Source organism: Pseudomonas sp. NFX98 (assembly GCF_047784845.1).
Taxonomy (GTDB): domain Bacteria; phylum Pseudomonadota; class Gammaproteobacteria; order Pseudomonadales; family Pseudomonadaceae; genus Aquipseudomonas.
Genome location: NZ_JBLNNF010000031.1, coordinates 1 through 18,579, shown reverse-complemented (window position 1 = coordinate 18,579; position 18,579 = coordinate 1). Strand labels below are relative to the sequence as shown.

Annotated in this window: 17 protein-coding genes; 5 read left to right on the top strand and 12 right to left on the bottom strand. The window is 60.2% G+C overall.

The genetic code is table 11. The annotated features are described in order from the left end of the window. Positions 1 to 366: 366 nt before the first annotated feature. From ACM110_RS28700 to gcvA, 8 genes are all read right to left on the bottom strand, one after another. Positions 367 to 1,578 (bottom strand): CaiB/BaiF CoA transferase family protein, encoded by a 1,212-nt coding sequence (locus ACM110_RS28700; protein WP_416130443.1) that lies wholly within the window; start codon positions 1,576 to 1,578, stop codon positions 367 to 369. Positions 1,579 to 1,597: 19 nt separating this feature from the next. Continuing rightward, the gene (locus ACM110_RS28695; RefSeq protein WP_416130442.1) at positions 1,598 to 2,404 is read right to left on the bottom strand and encodes an enoyl-CoA hydratase/isomerase family protein; all 807 of its coding nucleotides are present in this window, start codon (positions 2,402 to 2,404) and stop codon (positions 1,598 to 1,600) included. Positions 2,405 to 2,414: 10 nt separating this feature from the next. Next, complete coding sequence (locus tag ACM110_RS28690) at positions 2,415 to 3,173, bottom strand: SDR family NAD(P)-dependent oxidoreductase (RefSeq protein WP_416130441.1); 759 nt, start codon at positions 3,171 to 3,173, stop codon at positions 2,415 to 2,417. 4 nt (positions 3,174 to 3,177) lie between these two features. Then, on the bottom strand, positions 3,178 to 4,323 hold the full coding sequence (locus ACM110_RS28685) for a thiolase family protein (protein WP_416130440.1): 1,146 nt from the start codon (positions 4,321 to 4,323) through the stop codon (positions 3,178 to 3,180). Then, positions 4,320 to 4,679 (bottom strand): Zn-ribbon domain-containing OB-fold protein, encoded by a 360-nt coding sequence (locus ACM110_RS28680; RefSeq protein WP_416130439.1) that lies wholly within the window; start codon positions 4,677 to 4,679, stop codon positions 4,320 to 4,322. The genes ACM110_RS28685 and ACM110_RS28680 overlap by 4 nt, the downstream gene beginning before the upstream one ends. Before the next feature lie 222 nt (positions 4,680 to 4,901). Then, entirely contained in the window at positions 4,902 to 5,798 is an 897-nt protein-coding gene (locus ACM110_RS28675; protein WP_416130438.1) for an NAD(P)-dependent oxidoreductase, read from the bottom strand. 157 nt (positions 5,799 to 5,955) lie between these two features. Further along, the gene (locus tag ACM110_RS28670) at positions 5,956 to 7,116 is read right to left on the bottom strand and encodes an RHS repeat-associated core domain-containing protein (protein ID WP_416130437.1); all 1,161 of its coding nucleotides are present in this window, start codon (positions 7,114 to 7,116) and stop codon (positions 5,956 to 5,958) included. A gap of 129 nt (positions 7,117 to 7,245) precedes the next feature. Next, a complete protein-coding gene (gcvA, locus tag ACM110_RS28665; RefSeq protein WP_416130436.1) occupies positions 7,246 to 8,151 on the bottom strand; it encodes a transcriptional regulator GcvA in 906 nt (301 codons plus the stop codon). A gap of 195 nt (positions 8,152 to 8,346) precedes the next feature. Between gcvA and ACM110_RS28660 the strand changes: the two genes are divergently transcribed. After that, on the top strand, positions 8,347 to 9,612 hold the full coding sequence (locus ACM110_RS28660; protein ID WP_416130435.1) for an OprD family porin: 1,266 nt from the start codon (positions 8,347 to 8,349) through the stop codon (positions 9,610 to 9,612). A 161-nt stretch (positions 9,613 to 9,773) separates the two neighbouring features. On the opposite strand, the gene ACM110_RS28655 is transcribed toward ACM110_RS28660, so the two are convergent. Then, positions 9,774 to 11,207, bottom strand: coding sequence for an aldehyde dehydrogenase family protein (locus tag ACM110_RS28655; RefSeq protein ID WP_416130434.1), 1,434 nt, complete (start codon positions 11,205 to 11,207; stop codon positions 9,774 to 9,776). Between the two features lie 284 nt (positions 11,208 to 11,491). Here ACM110_RS28655 and ACM110_RS28650 point away from each other — a divergent pair, with 284 nt between their 5' ends. Further along, positions 11,492 to 12,835, top strand: coding sequence for an MFS transporter (locus ACM110_RS28650; protein WP_416130433.1), 1,344 nt, complete (start codon positions 11,492 to 11,494; stop codon positions 12,833 to 12,835). Positions 12,836 to 12,936: 101 nt separating this feature from the next. On the opposite strand, the gene ACM110_RS28645 is transcribed toward ACM110_RS28650, so the two are convergent. Beyond that, positions 12,937 to 13,836 carry a LysR substrate-binding domain-containing protein gene (locus ACM110_RS28645; protein WP_416130432.1) on the bottom strand — a complete coding sequence of 300 codons (900 nt, stop codon included), beginning with the start codon at positions 13,834 to 13,836 and terminating at the stop codon, positions 12,937 to 12,939. Positions 13,837 to 13,966: 130 nt separating this feature from the next. Here ACM110_RS28645 and ACM110_RS28640 point away from each other — a divergent pair, with 130 nt between their 5' ends. From ACM110_RS28640 to ACM110_RS28630, 3 genes are read left to right on the top strand one after another with little or no spacing between them, the layout of a single operon-like run. After that, positions 13,967 to 14,983 (top strand): aldo/keto reductase, encoded by a 1,017-nt coding sequence (locus tag ACM110_RS28640; protein ID WP_416130431.1) that lies wholly within the window; start codon positions 13,967 to 13,969, stop codon positions 14,981 to 14,983. 2 nt (positions 14,984 to 14,985) lie between these two features. Then, positions 14,986 to 15,783, top strand: a complete 798-nt coding sequence (locus tag ACM110_RS28635; protein WP_416130430.1) for an SDR family NAD(P)-dependent oxidoreductase — start codon at positions 14,986 to 14,988, stop codon at positions 15,781 to 15,783. A gap of 27 nt (positions 15,784 to 15,810) precedes the next feature. Then, on the top strand, positions 15,811 to 16,221 hold the full coding sequence (locus ACM110_RS28630; protein WP_416130429.1) for an SRPBCC family protein: 411 nt from the start codon (positions 15,811 to 15,813) through the stop codon (positions 16,219 to 16,221). 85 nt (positions 16,222 to 16,306) lie between these two features. On the opposite strand, the gene ACM110_RS28625 is transcribed toward ACM110_RS28630, so the two are convergent. Further along, on the bottom strand, positions 16,307 to 17,701 hold the full coding sequence (locus tag ACM110_RS28625) for a sensor histidine kinase (RefSeq protein WP_416130428.1): 1,395 nt from the start codon (positions 17,699 to 17,701) through the stop codon (positions 16,307 to 16,309). After that, the gene (locus ACM110_RS28620; protein WP_416130427.1) at positions 17,679 to 18,362 is read right to left on the bottom strand and encodes a response regulator transcription factor; all 684 of its coding nucleotides are present in this window, start codon (positions 18,360 to 18,362) and stop codon (positions 17,679 to 17,681) included. The genes ACM110_RS28625 and ACM110_RS28620 overlap by 23 nt, the downstream gene beginning before the upstream one ends. Positions 18,363 to 18,579: the final 217 nt, after the last annotated feature.

Sequence of the window (18,579 nt, the reverse complement as noted above, 5' to 3'; positions counted from 1 at the left end):
ACTCCGGGCTACCAAACCCGATCGCTGTTTTTCAGCGACCAGCTAACGATAAAGCCAGGACCCAAGGCGCGTAAGCCGGCGGATTCTGGCGTAACCGTAGGCAATGACGCAAGACGTTGTAGCTTTCATCAAGTTTCGCTGACAGCCATTAAACACGCGCATTAAACAGACACCGCCATCGCGAGCAAGCTCGCTCCTACAATGGATTTTCAGCGTGCACAAATCCTGTGTACGACCTCATTCAACTGTGGGAGCGAGCTTGCTCGCGATAGCGGTGTGTCAGGCACATAAATGTTGGATGTGCTGCCGTCATCGTCGGAACGCCGCCCGGAGCAAGCTCGCTCCCACAGGGGATGATGGAACGGCTCAGGACAACGCCATTTCCGGGCAACGCAGGGCATTGGAAGTCAGCAGTGCCTCGATCTCCTCTTCGGAAAACGCAAACTCCCGCAACACTTCACACGAATGCTCGCCATTCTCCGGCGCCGGCGCATAAGGCGTTTGCGCCGCCTCAAGACTGTTGATCGGAAACCCCGGCACCCGCACCGCGCCATGCTGCGGATGGTGCAAGTCCACCAACATGCCGTTGCTGGCAATCTGCGGATGAGTGAGCACGTCGAGGTAGTCGTTGACCTTGGAGCAAAGAATGTCGGCGCCGCGCAGTACCTCCAGCCAATGTGCAACGGGCCGCGTGCGAAACACGTCGGTCAGCGCTGCGCACATGGCTTCGCGGTTAATCACCCGCTGCGCCGAGCTGGCGAAACGCGGGTCGTCGATCCACTCTGGGTGCCCGAGCACCCCACACAACGCCGGCCAGCGATTGCCGTTGTACGCGGCGACCATCAGCCAGCCGTCCGCCGCTTCAAACGCTTCGTTCGGCGCGGAGTAGGGCGCGGCGCTGCCGATGCGGGTCGGCAGGTTGCCGTCGCAGAGGAAACTGGACAGCGACGCCTGTTGCAACGCCAATGCCGAGTTCATCAGGCTGACGTCGAGGTGGCCGCCGAGGCCGTCGTTGTCCCGGGCGTGTAACTTGGCCAACACCGCCATGCAGGCCATGTAGCCGGTGACCACATCGACCACCGGCGCCTGCACCTTGGACGGCGCGGAACCCGGCGTGCCGATCAGGCTCATCAGCCCGGAGTCGGCTTGCAGAATGCCGTCGACGCCAGCGCGGTCGGCGTACGGACCTTGCTGGCCGTAGGCGGAAATCGAGCAGTAGATCAGGTCCGGTTTCAGCGCCGCCATGGCTTCGTAACCCAAACCGAGCCGGGCCATGACGCCGGGGCGCATGCTTTCGATCAGCACGTCGGCTTGCAGCACCAGGCGTTTGATCACCGCCGCGCTGTCCGGGTGCTTGAGGTCCAGGCTCAGGCCCAGTTTGCCGCGATTGAAACCGTGAAACAGCGCGCTGTCTTCACCGATCCAGGCGGGGCCGAGGGTACGGCCCAGTTCGCCTTCATGGGGTTCGACCTTGATCACGCGCGCACCCATGTCGGCCATCAACATGGTGGCGGTGGGGCCTGCGGCGATCTGGGTGAAATCGAGGACGGTCAAGCCGTCCAATGCCTTGCGTAACATGTTCGCCTCCTCGGGCCGTTCAGCGGCCCGTGTAATTTGGCGTGCGTTTTTCGGCGAATGCCCGGCGACCTTCGATGCGGTCTTCGGTGTCGCGCAGCACACCCCAATACAGTTCGGTCAGGCGTTGCGCCTCGCGGTCGCTCAGATGCGCGGTGCTGCGCGCGAGCGTTTGCAAGGCCTGGATTGCCAGCGGCGCCTGTCGGGCGATCGATTGCGCCAGCTCCAGCGCTCGGTCGAGCAGCGCTTCGCGAGTGGCCAGCCGTTCAGAGATCAAACCGATGTTCTCGGCACGCGCCGCGTCGATGCGCGCCCCGGTCAGGGCCATTTGCAGCGCGTGGGCCGGGGGCACGGCGCGCATCAACCGATGCAGGCCGTTGACTGCCGGAATAGAGCCGACCACCGCCTCTGGCAAACCGAATGTGGCGCTGTCGCTGGCGATGCGCAGGTCGCATTGCAAGGCCAGTTCCAAGCCACCACCGAGGCAATGGCCGTTGACGGCGGCGATCAATGGCTTGTGCAGGTCGAGGTCGGTCAGGTCCATCAAGCGGATGTACAAACCGGCGTCTGCCGCTGCGTCGTCAGCCAGGAACAACGCCTCAGCGTAAGAGGCCGATGACTCTCGCGTGCTCTTCAGGTCCGCACCGACGCAGAACGCTCGTTCGCCGCTGCCGGTGATCACCGCCGCGCGCAAGTCACGACGGTCACGCACTTGCAGCAGATGACCGCGCAGGGCTTGCAGTGCATCCATGTCCAAAGCATTGAGCGCTTGCGGCCGATCGAGGGTGATCAGCGCCACGGCGCCGTGTGTTTCGAAAGTGACTGACATGGCGTTTACCTCACACATTGGCCGAGGACAGGCTGCGTCCGCCGCACACGTACAGGGTTTGCCCGGTGACGTAGCTGCTGGCCGGGGCGAGGAAAAATTCCACGGCGTTGGCGATGTCATCCGGCGTACCGATGCGTTTTACCGGCACGGTGTCCTTGAGTTTGGCTTGCACTTCGGGGGCGAAACTCTGGAACAGCGGTGTGTCGACGATGCCCGGCGCGATGGCATTGACGGTGATGCCCTTGGCCGCGAATTCGATGGCCAGGCTGCGGGTCAGGCTGACCACGCCTCCTTTGGCCGCCGAATAATTGGCCTGACCGAAACCGCCGAGCCAGGCCCGTGACGACATGTTGACGATGCGCCCGAAGCCGTTCTCCAGCATCAGCGGCAGTGCCGCTTTGCAGCAGAGAAATTGCGCTCGCAGGTTGGTGTCGACCACCAGGTCCCAGTCTTGTTCGGTCATGTTGAGGAAGCGTTTGTCGCGCACCACGCCGGCGTTGTTCACCAGATAATCCAGGTGATTGTGAGCTTCACGGATCTGCCCGAAAGCGGCGTTGACGGCTTCGCCTTCGGTCAGGTCCAGAGCGATTCCGCCGACTTGTAAACCTTGCGATTGGAGTGCATCGACGCTGCTGTTCAGCGCCTGTTCGTCGCGGTCCAGCAGGTAGACGAACACACCTTGCTGCGCCAGACGTTGTGCAATAGTGAGGCCGATGCCGCGGGCTGCGCCGGTCACGACAGCGACTTGGCCGATTGAAAAGTTGTTCATGGCTTCAGACTCCAAGAATGTGCACGGCGGACGCCGCATGGTCGACCCCGGCGATACCGCCGCCGGTGCATTGCGCCAAGCCAAGGCGCGGAGTGCCGGCCTGGCGATCACCGGCGCGACCTTGCAACTGCCAGAACAACTCAACCATTTGCGCTACGCCCGTGGCGCCCAATGGATGCCCTTTGGCGAGCAATCCGCCGCTCGGATTGACCGGCACTCGGCCGCCCAGCGATGTGGCGCCGGACTGCAGCAACGCGACGGCTTCACCCGGCGCGGCCAGACCGAGGGCTTCGTAATACAGCAGCTCGGCGATGGTGAAGGCGTCGTGCAACTCGACCACACCGATATCGCTCGGCGCGACACCGGCCTGCTCGTAGGCGAGGCGTGCGGCACGGGCGGTGATTTCAGCGTCGAGAATGTCTTCGTCACCGCTCTCGCGCAGGCCGGAAACGATGATCGAACCCAGCACTTTCACGTCTTTTTTGTGCGAGCCGGGTTTGCTGCTCAGTACCAGCGCAGCGGCGCCGTCCACTTGCGACGGGCAGCACTGAAGCAGGGTCAGCGGATCGGCGATCATGCGCGAGGCGAGCACTTCTTCCAGCGTCACTTCGGTGCGCTGCTGGGCGTAAGGGTTGAGCGAACCGTGACGACGGTTCTTCACTGCCACGGCGGCGAGGTCGGCGGGTTTGGCGTCACGCTCGTGGAGGAAACGCGTGCCGCGCATGGCGTAGACCGCAGGCAAGACCATGCCGGCCGTGGCGTACAGTTCGGTCATGCGGTCGTTACGTTGCATCGGGATCATGCCGCCGCCCAGCGCAGTCAGTTGCTCGATGCCGAACACCAGCACGCGCTCGTACTGGCCGGCCAGCAAGGCATGACGCGCCAGATGCACCGCCGTGGCGCCGCTGGCGCAGGCGTTTTCGATGTTGTAGACCGGAATGCCTTTGAGGCCCAGATCGCGCAAGATCACCTGGCCGAGGATCATCCCGCCCAGTACGTTGGCACAGTACACGGCCTGAATATCCGCCAATTGCAGACCGGCGTCGGCCACCGCATCCAGAATCGCCCGTTGTGCCAGCTCCGGGGCCATCACGCCGGGGTGACGGCCGAAGACGGTCATCGCGCCGCCCATTACATGCATCTGAGTCATGGACGTGTCTCCAGGGATTGGAACAGGAAGCCGTAGGTGTCGTCGGCAATCACTCGGCATTTTTCGCCGATGGCGGGGCGCGCAGGGCTGTCGATCAAACGACCGAACAAACGTACCGGGCCGGGCAGGTCGACGTAGGCGAGTACGAACGGTGGCAGGCCGCTTTTCGCGCTCGGGTGCATGATGGTGAAGCTGTAGACCTGGCCTTCGGTGTCGAGAACGGCGTCGTCGAATTCGGCGCTCAGGGGCGACTCGGCAATCACGGCAGGAAAGAAGATTTCACCGCTGCGGCGATGGCGCGAAGCGCGCAGGCTCGGCGGCGTGGTGGCGGCCCAGACGGGCGTGGAAAAACTCATGATGACCTCCTGTTGTTATGGGCTCGCGAGCGAGCGCTGGAGGTCATGGTCGGGCAGGGCGGGAGGGCCGACAAACGATATAAAAACCGGGGTGGGTTGAGAAAAAATCAAGCCATTAATTAACAGCAAGATCAAAAGATCGCAGCCTTCGGCAGCTCCTACAGGGATCAATGCAGGAGCTGCCGAAGGCTGCGATCTTTTGATTTTTATTCAGTTGGTCTGTCAACCTTGCAGCGTGACTCCGGCCAAGCGCTCAAGCACCTGAACCACCTGCGTCATGTCTCGCGCCGGATCGCCCTCGGTCAATGCCTGGTCATAGAACTGTTTCACCACCGAACTGGTGAAGGCAGGTGCACCGGCATTCTCCGCTTCGGCCAGAAACAACCGCACGTCCTTGCGCATCAAATCCAGGCGAAACCCGAAATCAAACTCCCGCCGCATCACCGTCCCAGCAAGAATCTGTTCGCTGGTGAAACTGCGCGCCGTGCTGGCGTTGAGCATCTCGACCATTTGCCGCGCATCGAGCCCGGCCTTGACCCCGAACAACATCGCTTCGCTGGTAGCCACCAATGTGGCGGCCACGATCATGTTGTTGACCAGTTTCAGTGTCTGCCCGAGCCCCGGCTCGGTGCCGATGTGCTCGACCTTTTTACCGAACGCCGCGAACACCGGCATGCAGCGCTCATAGGCGCCACGCTCACCACCGACCATTACCGACAATGTGCCGTTCTGCGCACCGGCCACACCGCCGGCCAACGGTGCATCGAGCGCATCGATACCGCGTTCAGCCAACTCGGCGTGCAGGCGTCGGGCCAGGCTCGGGCCGGTGGTGGAATGGTCCACCACGATGTTGACCTGCTGGCCGTGGATCACACCGTCGGCACCCAATATCACACGCTCGACAATGTCCGGCGTGGGCACGCAAACCAGCACGATGTGCGCATGGTCGGCTACTTCGCGAGGCGTGGCGAAGCTACGCGCGCCGCGGGCCAGCAGCGGCGCCAAGGCAACGGGATTGGGATCGAACAGGCTCAGTTCAAAACCGTTTTCCAACAGATGGCGGGCCATTTTCTGGCCCATGGCACCGAGGCCGATGAAACCGATTGAAGGCGTAGTCATGGTGGATCTCATTTTTATGGTTGGAGACCCATGCTAGCCGTGCGGGAAAATCAGCGACAACGCAGTTTTACGCCGCGGTGAGTTGATAAAAATTCATGTCATGTCACGTGTTATAGACGATTGGTAAATTCGCCGCTGTAAATTAAAACGCAAAAAATCACCCTCTCCTGTTTTGATTAAAGAGTTGGGGGTATTTTTGTCTTAGTTGTGGGGCCAAGGCGGAAAGTTCTCCGGTGCCGTTTCTAATATATTTAATTAACATGCTGGGCATTAATCCGGGAATGTTTCCTGTTAGTCCGCTGTCTATTTTTTCAAACAACAATGCGGTGTTCAAGGCTGGTGCATTGTCAGTCAAAAGTCTTGGATTTGGAATCGATAAGTGGTTGGATATGTTAACGATGGAATTTCCTTCTTGTAGGCTTTTTACAGCCTCATATCGTGGGTGATATGGTTGTCTGATTATACTATCCAGTTCCAATCCGGTTGTTGCGTTAAATTGCTTTTCAAGTCGTGTGGGATGCATTATTTGTGTTCTGTTAATTCCGGATTTGTAATTGTGAAAGGTGTATCCAGGGTTGTCTTCAAAGCGATAGGAGCTGCTCTGAAGTTCGGCGGGCAAGCCAAGTTCTTTATGGTTGTTTGATGCGTAAACATTTAATTTTTTTATAGCTGAAGGTCGGATTCGGGAAGTGTGGCGATTCATTTGGTTAATACTTAGGTTTAAATTTGATTTCGCTCTTGTAGCCCATGTTGAAAGATTAGCCATTGTCAATGCTGAAAATTTGTTGTGGCCAGTCGGGTCGGTGTAGATAATTGGGTTTCCTTCGCAGTACACATACGAATTTAACCCACCCTTCCCAAAAGGACTCCAATTATCCGGACTATTGAATCGCATCAACACAGGGTTGAACGCGCGATAGCCATTCCCTAATAAATAATGTCCTGTCACGTGGTCTTGTCGTTCACCACTGAAACCTATTGTACTGGACAACTCGCTGTCGACAGGACGGTGGCCGTAAGGGGAGTACGCAAGAGACTGTCGCTGATGATTGGCCTTGAATGTCTGCAGTACCGAGCGTTGCATGTCGGTAGCCAGCAGCGTGACATCGCTCTCGTTTCGTTGGCGCTTTATTTGCGCCAAGATATGGTCACTATGCTGGAAAAACGAATACTGCAGCATCCCCTGTATCTCCGTCGCTAGGCGGCTTTTGCGGTAGAAGCGCTGATGCGCGGGCTTATTCGATAGGGTCTGATTTATTAAGCGGTCCAACGGGTCGTAGCGGTAGCCGCAGAGTCTGATGGATTGTGTGGAGGTCATTGCGGTGGCTCCCTGATGAAAGTCAAGCAGTGCGAGTATCCGCGTTATAGATGCGTTCGGGTACTAGCAGAACTGATAGTGTTCTCTATGTCGCGGAGTTGAGTTACACACCAATACGTTGAGTAAATCTCAAGCCTGAACGCGAGTAATGCGCGCCTGCTCCAGCATCCATTCGCGGAAGATCCGCAGGTCATCGCTCTCTTCGCGGTGCTTGGGCGTGAGCAGGTAGTAGGTATAAACGCCCATGTTCACCACCTGCTCGAACGGCCGGATCAGGCTGCCGTCCTGCAACTCCTTGCTCACCAGAAACAGCTGCGCCATGGCGATGCCCTGGCCGCCGACCGCCGCCGCGTAAACCATCGACGAACTCTGATAGGTCATGCCGGCATGTGCATCGACTTCGCGGCTGACGCCGCTGGCCTCCAGCCAATAGCGCCAGTCTTCGAGCCGGGCAATCGAATGCAGCATGGTGTAGCCGGCGATGTCGGCGGGCGTCTGCAACCCCGGCCCGTGTTGCAGCAACGACGGGCTGCACACCGGGGCCAATTGGTTATCGCTGAGCACGTAGCAATTGCAGTTCGGCCACTCACCGGACCCGAGGCGGATCGCGGCGTCGATGTCTTCCTTGTAGAAATCCACCGGTTCCAGCGACGCGGTCAGCAGCACTTCAATCTTCGGATTTTGCGCATGAAAACTCGCCAGCCGTGGAATCAACCACTGCATGGCGAACGTGGTGTAGGCGCGCACCTTGAGCTGGCGACGGCGGGGCGGTGACATGAGTTTTTTCGTTGCCCCGCGCAAGTCTTCGACTACCCGGGCTACGGCGCGAAAGTATTCCTCGCCGGCAGCGGTCAGGGTGATCTGGCGGTGGCCGCGCACAAATAAATCCAGCTTGAGAAATTCTTCCAACGTGCGGATCTGCCGACTGACCGCACCGGGCGTGACATTCAATTCGTCAGCGGCCAGGGTGATGCTCAAATGGCGGGCGACGGACTCGAATGCGCGGATGGCATTGAGGGGAGGCAGACGATCCATAGTGGGCAAACTCTTGTTCTTATGGGAGGAGCGGCGCGCAGTGTACTTAACGCTGAGCCTAAACCCACTTGAATAAAACTCAAGGCAGCGGGGTGTTTTTCTCGATTGTCGGGCGCAGGCCCGGCTTTCAGGATCGACTTTCGCGCGTCTATCAAGGGCGTGTTCGAACCTGACAACAATAAGAGAAATACGTCCATGAACTACGCCTTCCCAGTGGCTTCACGTCTTGCTGTTTGCATTGCGGCGAGCGCTGTACTCAACCCGGCTTGCGCCGACATTTTCCAGGACAGCAAAGCCAGCCTGGAGCTGCGCAACTACTACTTCAATCGCGACTTTCGCCAGTCCGGCGTGACTCAAAGCAAGGCCGAGGAGTGGGCGCAGGGTTTGATCCTGCGGGTCGAATCGGGCTACACCGAGGGCCTGATCGGCGTCGGTTTCGACGCCATCGGACTGGTGGGCATCAAGCTCGATTCCTCGCCGGACCGCACCGGCACCGGCCTGCTCAACACCGCGCGCGGGCCGGGTGGGCGTGCCGAGGACGATTACGGCGCACTCGGCGCCACCGGCAAATTACGCATGGCGAAAAGCACGCTCAAGGTCGGCACCTTGCTGCCGAAGATGCCGGTGGTGATGTACAACGATTCACGCCTGCTGCCGCAAACCTTTCGCGGCGCGTGGCTCAACAGCGCCGATATCGACAACCTGTCCCTGGACCTCGGCCGGCTGGACCAGACCAAACTGCGCAACTCTTCCGACAACGAAGACATGAGCGTCTACAACGGCGTGGCCCGCAACATCCGCCTCGGTCGCAATGCCACGAGCGACCGTTTCGACTTCGGCGGCGCGACGTGGCGCTGGTCGCCATCGTTGAGTACGGCGTATCACTATGGTGAGCTGGAGGGCATCTACCGCCAGCACTTCCTGACTCTCAATCACAAATGGACGATCAGCGAAGGGCAGACATTGAGTTCCGATCTGCGCTGGTCGCGCAGCCTCGACGACGGCGGCAGCAACGTCGATAACTCGGCTCTCGGCGCGATGTTCACCTACAGCGCCAGCGGCCACGCGTTTAGCCTTGGTTATCAACGCATGAGCGGCGACACCGGTTTCGCCAACATCAACGGCACCGACGGTTACTTGGTCAACCTGGTGCAAATCAACGATTTCGGTAACCAGGATGAGCGCTCATGGCAGGCGCGGTATGACTACAATTTTGCTGCTGTGGGCATTCCCGGATTGACCTTCATGACCCGTTATCTGTCGGGGGATGACGTCACGGTGCGCAACCGCGCAGATGCCGGGAAGGAATGGGAGCGGGATTCAGAGTTGGGTTATGTGATCCAGAGCGGGCCGTTGAAGAACCTTGGGCTGAAGTGGAAAAACGCCAGCGCGCGGAGCAACTTTTCCAGTGATATTGATGAGAATCGGCTGATTGTCACGTACGCGCTGGGGCTGTGGTAACCCAATACCTGTAGGAGCTAGCCTGCTAGCGATGGCGGTGGATCAGTCAACATAGATGCTGAGTGTACCGGCCTCATCGCGAGCCTGCTCGCTCCTACAGGGATTGTGTGATGCACAAAAGGCGCAGCTTTTGCTGCGCCTTTGTCTATCGGCAATTCACCTCAAAGCCGAATAATCACCGACTTCAGCTGCGTGTAATGCGACAGCGCATCCACCCCTTGCTCACGTCCATAACCACTCTGCTTGAACCCGCCACACGGCGTTTGTACGAAGCCGCCGCTGTATTCGTTGACCACAATCCGCCCAGCCTCCAATTGCGCGGCGACCCGGTGCACGCGGCCGATGTTTTGGCTCCAGATCCCGGCGCCTAAACCGAATTCGCTGTCGTTGGCGATACGCAGCGCATCGGCTTCGTCCTTGAACGGGATCACGCAGACGATCGGGCCGAAAATTTCTTCGCGGGCCAGGGTCATGTCGTTGGTCACGCCGGTGTAGACGGTCGGTTCGATGTACCAGCCGTTTTCGAAACCTTTGTGGCTCGCGACTTTGCCGCCGATGGCCGGGGTCAGGCCTTCGCGTTCGGCGATGGCGAAGTAACTCTGGATTTTCTCGAATTGCGCGTGAGTGGTGATGGGGCCGGAGGTGGCGTCATCTTGTGGGCCGACGCGCAGGTTGCCGACTTCGGCCACCAATTTGTCGACGAAGCGGTCGTAGATCGATTCCTGCACCAGCAAGCGTGTACCGGCTGCGCACCATTGGCCGCTGTTCCAGGTGAAGGCCAGGGTCGAGCCTTTGGCGGCGGCGTCGAGGTCGGCGTCGTCGAAGACAATGTTGGCGGATTTACCGCCCAGTTCCAGGGTCAGCGGCAGAATCCGGTCGGCGGCGATGTGCCCCAGTTCCTGGCCGGCACGAATGCCGCCGGTGAAGGAGATTTTGCGGATGTTCGGGTTGTGCGCCATGGCCGGGCCGATCACGCTGCCCTTGCCGACGATCACGTTGAACACGCCCGGCGGAACACCAGCCTCGATTGCCATGCGCGCCAGTTCCACCAGCGACGCCGAGGTGTGCTCGGACGGCTTGGCCACCACGGTGTTGCCGGTGGCCAGGGCCGGAGCGATGGCGCGGGCAGCCTGATGCAGCGGGGCGTTCCACGGCAGGATCACGCCGATCACCCCGAAGGGATCGCGGCGGGTGTAGACGTGGTAGTTCGGGCCCTGGTTGATGACTTCGCCATCCATGACATTGACGATGCCGCCGTAGAACTCGAAGTACTGCGCGGTCAGGTCCATCAGTTGCGCCATTTCCCGGCCAGGCTTGCCGGTTTCGGCACGTTCAAGGGCGCCGAGGGTGCTTTCGCTGGCGCGGATCAAACGCCCGAAATCGTTGAGGATGCGCCCGCGCTCGGCCGGGCGCACGTCGCGCCAGGCTTGCAGCGCAGCGGCGGCGGAGTCGATGGCGATGGCCACGTCGGCGGGGCCGCTGTTGGCCACTTCGTTGAGTTTTTCGCCGGTGCGCGGGTCGATCTTGTCGACGTATTCACCGTTCAGTGGCGGCGTCATGCGTCCATCGATAAAGCTATTGGTCTTGTCGAACATCGCGGGTTTCCTCGTAGGACACTTCTTATCAAAGCACGGCATGGGGACGGTCGTGGGCAGCCCCATGATTGCCTGCCATTACCGCTGCTCACCGCTCACCCTTCAACCGAGTTTTAAAGCCCCGTGGCTTGAGAAAACCTCAAGGCAATGGATTGATATTTAGTCAATCGAACCGTCCGGAAAACTCGCTACACGAAACGCGGGCAACGCCGGATATTTCTCCCGTAACAACGCTGAGGCCGCGTCCAAGGTCAACAATAATAGCGCCCACGGGAGTCTTGAAAATGAGCAACCACAACACTGTGGACGGCGTACTGTCGCCGTCATCCACTGCCACGGCGAGCCTGCAATCCGAGGGTCGTCAACTCAACAGTGCCGAGAAAAAAGCGATTGTCGCCGCCACCCTCGGCACCATTGTCGAATACACCGACTGGGTGATCTACGCGACTTTCTCCTCCATCCTCGCCAAGCAGTTTTTTCCCGCCGGTGACGGCGTAACCGCTTTGCTGTCGGTGCTGGCGGTGTTCGCCGTCGGCTTCATCATGCGCCCCATCGGTGGCGCGGTGTTGGGCCAACTGGCCGACCGCTACGGCCGTAAAAAAGGCCTGACGCTGTCGATTCTGCTGATGTCGGTAGCTTCGCTGGTGATCGGCATCTGCCCCAACTATGAAAGCATCGGCATCGCCGCGCCGATCATTCTGGTGATTGCGCGACTGGTGCAGGGTTTCTCCGCGGGCGGTGAATTCGGTTCTGCTTCGGCGTTCTTGATCGAGTCGGCGCCTGCGCATCGCCGGGCATTCGCCGGGTCATGGCAATGGTTCGCGATCAATGCCGGGACGCTGGTGTCGTTCCTGCTGGGCTTTGCGCTCGCGTCGATGGGCAGCGACACCGCGCTCTACGATTGGGGGTGGCGCGTGGCGTTTGTGATTGCCGCGTTGATGGGCCTGATTACCTTGTGGATTCGTTTGTCGGTGCGCGAAACCGAGATCTTCAAATCGAAGATCGCCAGCCAGGCGAAAAAACGCCCGATCCGCGAACTGCTGTTCAGCCATCGCCGAGACGCCATGCGCGTGATCGGCATCGCCATGGCCGGAAACCTGCTCAACTACGTGTGGATGGTCAGCTATCCGAATCAGGTGCACTTGATCACCGGCATGTCGATCCGCGACACCTTGCTGGCCGGGGTGATTTCCGTCGGTGTGTCGCTGGTGCTGCTGCCGTTCGCCGGCAAACTGGCGGACCGGGTAGGGCGTCGTCCAGTGTTGATCGCTTTCGCCATCGCCTCGATTCTCTGGGCCTGGCCGAGTTTCGGGCTGTTGCATACCGGCATCAGTCTGCTGGAAGTGACTCTGATCCAGACCGTGTCGATGGTGATCATGACCGGCTTCGGCGCTGCGTCGGCAGTGACCATGGCCGAGCAATTCCCGGCTGAAGTACGCGTGACGGGCATCGCCTTGCCGTACGCCTTGTCGGTGACTCTGTTCGGCGGTACTGCGCCGTACCTGATGGCGTCGATGGCGGGTTGGGGCTATGGCGGGTTGTTCTGGATTTACCTGGCGGTGATCAGTGCGATCAGCCTGGTGGTTTATCTGCGGATGCCGGAGACGCGGGGGCAGGCGTTGCGTTGAGCCCAACCTTGTAGGAGCACAGCTTGCTGGCGATAGCGATCTCACGGGCGCCATCGCCAGCAAGCTGTGCTCCTACAGGGATTGCGATCAGCTGATGGCTATCAGTCATTCATCCCAGGCTCCGTCAGCACCTTCCTGAACGTCTCCACCAACGGCCGCAGATTGATCCGGTGCCATGCCGCCCACAGCGGTCTGGTGAGGGAAATCCACGGCACTTCCCGCAGCACCACGCCCGGCGGTGCGTTGCGGCTCAAGCCTTTCTGAATCATCGCGATCCCCAGTCCCGAGGCCACCAGCGCCATTGCAGTGAAGGGACCGGTGGCTTCCATGCGGATATCCGGGGTGAACCCTGCGCGGATGCAGGCGCTGACGAAGTTTTCGCGGCTGCTGACATTCTGGTGGTGTTGCACGCCAATCCACTCCTGATCGGCGAGATCTTCCGGGGTCAGCACGGTTTTCTGTGCCAGCGGATGCTCCTCCGGCAGCGCCAATAGCATCGGGTCATCCAACACCTGAAAACCCAGCAGGTCCGGATCGTCGTCCGTCGGCGGCTCGCTGACCAGGGCGATATCCAGACTACGCTGACGCAGGCCTTCCAATTGTTCGACAGAACTTTGGTTGTACAGCGCGACATGCACATTCGGCCGGTCAACCCGCAGCACGCGCAAGGCATTGGGCAGGACGCCCGCATGCATGGCGTTTTCGATATAGCCAATGCACAACCCGCCTTCCTCACCACGGCCCAAGCGTTTGCCGAGGGATTCCAGGCGATTGGCGTGGGTCAGCAGCGCGCGGGTTTCGGCGAGGAAAGTCTGACCGTCGCGGGTCAGGCGAATGCGTTGCTGGCTGCGCTCGAACAGGGTCAAGCCAAGCCGTTCTTCGAGCTGGGCGATCTGCCGACTTAAAGGCGACTGGGAAATGTGCAGGCGTTCGGCGGCGCGACCGACGTGTTCTTCCTCGGCGACGGCGACGAAGTAGCGCAATTGGCGGATGTCGATCATGTCAGACCTCTGGGGACTCAAGTGCTGCGCATTATGTCTTGGACGGTCCGATGATCGCAATCTAGGATCTGCTCAACGGTCACTGCCCTTCCTGACAGGCGTGACCACTGAAACTGACGAGGATTGAATCATGAGCTTGAAAGACAAACTGCCCGGCGCACTGGGCTTCGGTACTGCACCACTGGGCAACATGTTCCGCGCCATTCCTGAAGAGGAAGCGCAAGCCACCGTCCATGCGGCCTGGGATGCCGGCGTGCGTTACTTCGACACCGCACCGTTCTACGGTTCGGGCCTGTCGGAAATCCGCCTCGGTACCGCATTGTCCCGCTACAACCGCGACGACTATGTGCTCAGCAGCAAGGTCGGCCGGGTGATTCTCGACGAAGTCGAAGACGCCGCTGCCCGCGATCTGGGCGAGAAGAGCGGGGTGTTTGAACACGGTCGCCCGAACAAGATCGTCAATGACTACAGCGCCGACGCAACGATGCGCTCGATCGAAGACAGCCTCAATCGCCTGCAAACCGATCGCCTGGACATCGTCTGGGTGCATGACATCGCCCAGGACTTCTACGGCGATCAATGGCTGGAGTACTTCAACCAGGCCCGCACCGGCGCCTTCAAAGTGCTGACTCGCCTGCGTGAAGAAGGCGTGATCAAGGGCTGGGGCCTGGGTGTAAACAAGGTCGAGCCGTGCGAGCTGACCCTTGATCTGAGCGAAGCGCAGCCGGACGGTTTTCTGCTGGCCGGCCGCTACACTCTTCTCGACCATGACCGCGCCTTGCAACGCTTGATGGACGCGGCGCTGGCGCAGAACGTTGAAATCGTGGTCGGCGGCCCGTACAGCTCCGGCATCCTGGCCGGTGGCGCACACTTCGAATACCAGAAGGCGAGCCCGGCGATCATCAACAAGGTCGAGCAGATCAAGCGCATTGCGGCGGCCCATGGTGTCGACATCAAAGCGGCGGCATTGCAGTTCTCGTTGGCCAACCCGGCGGTGGCGGCAGTCATTCCAGGTGCCAGCCGTCCAGAGCGGATTGCCGAAGACGTGGCGGCGTTGTCGGCGGTGATTCCTGCAGCCTTCTGGCAGGCGCTGCGCGACGCAAAACTGGTGTCCGAACGCGCACCTTTGCCAATCATTGGAGCCTGAACATGAAAATCGATTTGAGCGGAAAACTGGCGATTGTCACCGGTAGCACTGCCGGCATCGGCCTGGGCATCAGCAAGGCGCTGGCCGAATCCGGCGCCACGGTGGTGGTGATCGGCCGCGAGACGTCCAAGGTTGAGCAGGCGCTGGCGAGCATTCGCCAAAGCGTGCCCGATGCACAACTGCGCGGTTTGACCGCGGACCTGGGCACCGCCGAAGGCGCCGAGAAACTCTTCGCCGCCGAGCCGCGTGCGGACATCCTGGTGAACAACCTCGGGATCTTCAACGCGGTGGATTTCTTTGAAACGCCCGACAGCGAGTGGACGCGCTTCTATGAGATCAACGTGATCTCCGGCGTACGCCTGTCCCGGCATTACGTGCCCGACATGGTCAAGCAGGGTTGGGGCCGGGTGATTTTCCTGTCCTCGGAATCCGGCATCGCGATCCCGGCTGACATGCTCAATTATGGCGTGACCAAAAGCGCCAATCTGGCGGTGTCCCATGGTCTGGCCAAACGCCTGGCGGGCACCGGGGTGACGGTCAATGCGATCCTGCCTGGCCCGACGCTGACCGACGGCGTGGAGGAGATGCTCAAGGATGCCATTGCCCAATCCGGTCGTAGTCTGCGGGAGGAAGCCGACGCCTTTGTACGCACGGCCCGGCCGACTTCGATCATCCAGCGCGTAGCGAATGTCGAGGAAGTGGCGAATCTGGTGGCGTACATCGCTTCGCCATTATCCTCCGCCACCACTGGCGCAGCCCTGCGGGTCGACGGCGGCGTCGTCGACAGCATGGCAATCTGAACCTGATTGATTGAGAGAGCACATTACATGGCATCAGCATCTGCGTTTATCGACATCCCGGCCTCGGCCGATCAGGTCTGGCAATTGATCGGCGGTTTCAACTCGCTGCCGGACTGGCTGCCGTTCATTCCCAAGAGTGAACTCAGCGAAGGCGGGCGGGTACGCAGCCTGCAAACCGCAGACGGCGGCGTGATCATCGAACGTCTGCAAGCGTTCGACGACACCGCGAAAACCTACAGCTACTCGATTTCGCAGGCACCGTTTCCGGCCACTGATTATCTGGCGACGATCAAGGTTGAAGCGCAGGGGCAGGGCGCGCGGGTGACCTGGTCCGGTCGGTTTGAGCCGGTGGGCGTGAGTGATGAGGAAGTGGTGGCGTTGTTCACCGGGATTTATCAGGGTGGGCTTGAGGCACTGCGGGCTAACTACCCGGCGTAGGCTTTTTAAGATCGCAGCCTGCGGCAGCTCCTACAGGGATTGTGTACATCTGTAGGAGCTGCCGCAGGCTGCGATCTTTTGATTTTCAGGTCTGCGGAATCAAACTCTGCTCACAATCCAGCACCAGCCGCGCGCCACCCAGTTCGCTGCTGCCCACCTCCAAGTTAAACCCGTGCAGGCTGACAATCGCTGCGACAATCGACAGTCCCAACCCGAAACCGCTTTTCAGATTGCCCGCCTCGGCGCGATAAAAGCGCTGGAACACCGCCTCGCGCTCGGTCTCGGGAATGCCCGGGCCGGAGTCGAGGACTTCGATGCGGGTATGTCCGTTTTCATCGACTCCACGCAAAATTACCTGGCCACCGGGCGGGGTGAATTTGATCGAGTTGCTCAACAGGTTCGCCACCGCTTCGAACAACAAGGCGCGGTCGCCATTGAGTGGCGGCAAGGATTCCGGCAGTTGCAGCTCGAACGTCAGGCCATCGTCTTCCGCCAGTGGCAAGTAAAACTCATGCAGTTCCTGTAGCAACGACACCGGATCAAGCTGCACGAAACCGGAACGGCGCTGACGATCCTCCAGCTCGGAAATCCGCAGCAACCCGCGAAACCGTGCCATCAGCGTATCAGCCTCGCCCAGCACCAGATCCAGTTGCGCCGCTTGCGCCGAGCCTTCACCCGCCTGTTGTTGCATGCGGTAAAGCTGCGCGCGCAGGCGGGTCAGCGGCGTGCGCAGGTCATGGGCAATGTTGTCGCACACACCTTTGACCTCATGCATCAGGCGCTCGATGCGTTCGAGCATCACGTTGACGATGGCGGCGAGCATGTCCAGTTCATCGCGGCGATTGGACAGCGGCAAGCGCCGGGTAAGGTCACCGGCGACGATGGCTTCGGCACTGGCCTGAATCGCGCGGATACGCCTCAGCGGACGACGGCGCAGCAAGTGCCAACCGACGATGCCGGGCAGGATGGTCAACGTCACACCCCAGAACAGTGCGTGCAGGATGATCCGCGTAACGGCAAACAGCGAGCCGTTGTCGCGCACCAACACCAGCCAAAGTCCGTCCCGGGTCTGGGTCGCCACGGCGTCGCAGCTGTCATTGGGCAGCGTCGGGTCGTCGGAGTCGGCGCAGTCGCTGAGCATGTGGATCTTGCCGTCCAGCGGCAGGCCACGGGGGATGTGGTCCAGGGCGCCGCTCAGGTAACGGTGCTGATGATCGAACAGGCCATAGGCGTCGATGCCGCGGATGTCGAAGGTCATGCTGACGGCGAGGGCGTCCAACAGTTGTTCGCCCTGGAAGCGCGAGAACAGATGTTGGCGCTGCATCAACGAGTGTTTGGCCAGGTTGTCCAGGTACGCGGACACCTCGTAGTACATGACCCCCATCAGAATGCCGCTCCAGATCACGAACAGCGCGCTGTAGAGCGCCAGTAAACGACTGCTGGAAGAGCGCCAGCCTTTAGACGGGTTCGGCAATGACATAACCCGAGCCTCGCACGGTTCGAATCAATGGGGCATTGCCAGGTGGATCGATCTTTTTGCGCAGGCGGCCGATGTGCACGTCAATCAGGTTGGTGCCGGGGTCGAAGTGATAACCCCAGACCTCTTCGAAAATCATCATCCGCGACAGGATCTGCCCGGTGTTGCGCATCAGGAACTCCAGCAGCTTGTATTCGGTGGGCAGCAGCGTGAGCAATTGACCATCGCGGCTGGCTTCGTGGCTGATCAGGTTCAACTCCAGATCCGCCACCCGCAGCGTGGTGGCTTGCGCCGTCCCGGTGTTCTGCCGGCGCAGCAGGACTTCGACCCGCGCAGCCATTTCATCGGTGGCGAAAGGCTTGGTCAGGTAATCATCACCCCCGGCCCGCAAACCGCGCACGCGCTCGTCAACATCGGAGAGGGCGCTGATCATCAGGATCGGCGTGGCCACGCCCATGGTCCGCAGCGTGGTGACGATCGCCAGGCCATCGAGCTCCGGCAGCATGCGGTCGAGAGTGATCAGGTCATAGTCGCCGCTCACCGCGCGTTCCAGGCCTTCGCGACCGTTGTCGACCCAGTCGACATCGAGTCCATGGCTGCTCAATTCGGCGACGATTTCACGGGCGGTCACGGCGTCGTCTTCGATGGTCAAGATGCGGGTCATAGGGCTGGCCTGATTAAGAGTTCACAACGTTGTGCTGCATTTTGCCAAGAAAAGAGCGCAGGCTTTCTAAATAAAAGTTCATGGTCGATGAAAAGATCGCAGCCTTCGGTGTAGTGGTTCAGTTTTTTTGAACCACTCTGTAGGAGCATTAGGCCGCTTGCTGCTCAAACAGCGCAGGCGGCAGGTGGTTCGAAGCGGAATGGCAACGGCGATGGTT

Bases quoted from the DNA above. Each gene is read 5' to 3' on its own strand.
- ACM110_RS28700 (WP_416130443.1), bottom strand. From the start codon at position 1,578: ATGTTACGCAAGGCATTGGACGGCTTGACCGTCCTCGATTTCACCCAG.
- ACM110_RS28695 (WP_416130442.1), bottom strand. From the start codon at position 2,404: ATGTCAGTCACTTTCGAAACACACGGCGCCGTGGCGCTGATCACCCTC.
- ACM110_RS28690 (WP_416130441.1), bottom strand. From the start codon at position 3,173: ATGAACAACTTTTCAATCGGCCAAGTCGCTGTCGTGACCGGCGCAGCC.
- ACM110_RS28685 (WP_416130440.1), bottom strand. From the start codon at position 4,323: ATGACTCAGATGCATGTAATGGGCGGCGCGATGACCGTCTTCGGCCGT.
- ACM110_RS28680 (WP_416130439.1), bottom strand. From the start codon at position 4,679: ATGAGTTTTTCCACGCCCGTCTGGGCCGCCACCACGCCGCCGAGCCTG.
- ACM110_RS28675 (WP_416130438.1), bottom strand. From the start codon at position 5,798: ATGACTACGCCTTCAATCGGTTTCATCGGCCTCGGTGCCATGGGCCAG.
- ACM110_RS28670 (WP_416130437.1), bottom strand. From the start codon at position 7,116: ATGACCTCCACACAATCCATCAGACTCTGCGGCTACCGCTACGACCCG.
- gcvA (WP_416130436.1), bottom strand. From the start codon at position 8,151: ATGGATCGTCTGCCTCCCCTCAATGCCATCCGCGCATTCGAGTCCGTC.
- ACM110_RS28660 (WP_416130435.1), top strand. From the start codon at position 8,347: ATGAACTACGCCTTCCCAGTGGCTTCACGTCTTGCTGTTTGCATTGCG.
- ACM110_RS28655 (WP_416130434.1), bottom strand. From the start codon at position 11,207: ATGTTCGACAAGACCAATAGCTTTATCGATGGACGCATGACGCCGCCA.
- ACM110_RS28650 (WP_416130433.1), top strand. From the start codon at position 11,492: ATGAGCAACCACAACACTGTGGACGGCGTACTGTCGCCGTCATCCACT.
- ACM110_RS28645 (WP_416130432.1), bottom strand. From the start codon at position 13,836: ATGATCGACATCCGCCAATTGCGCTACTTCGTCGCCGTCGCCGAGGAA.
- ACM110_RS28640 (WP_416130431.1), top strand. From the start codon at position 13,967: ATGAGCTTGAAAGACAAACTGCCCGGCGCACTGGGCTTCGGTACTGCA.
- ACM110_RS28635 (WP_416130430.1), top strand. From the start codon at position 14,986: ATGAAAATCGATTTGAGCGGAAAACTGGCGATTGTCACCGGTAGCACT.
- ACM110_RS28630 (WP_416130429.1), top strand. From the start codon at position 15,811: ATGGCATCAGCATCTGCGTTTATCGACATCCCGGCCTCGGCCGATCAG.
- ACM110_RS28625 (WP_416130428.1), bottom strand. From the start codon at position 17,701: ATGTCATTGCCGAACCCGTCTAAAGGCTGGCGCTCTTCCAGCAGTCGT.
- ACM110_RS28620 (WP_416130427.1), bottom strand. From the start codon at position 18,362: ATGACCCGCATCTTGACCATCGAAGACGACGCCGTGACCGCCCGTGAA.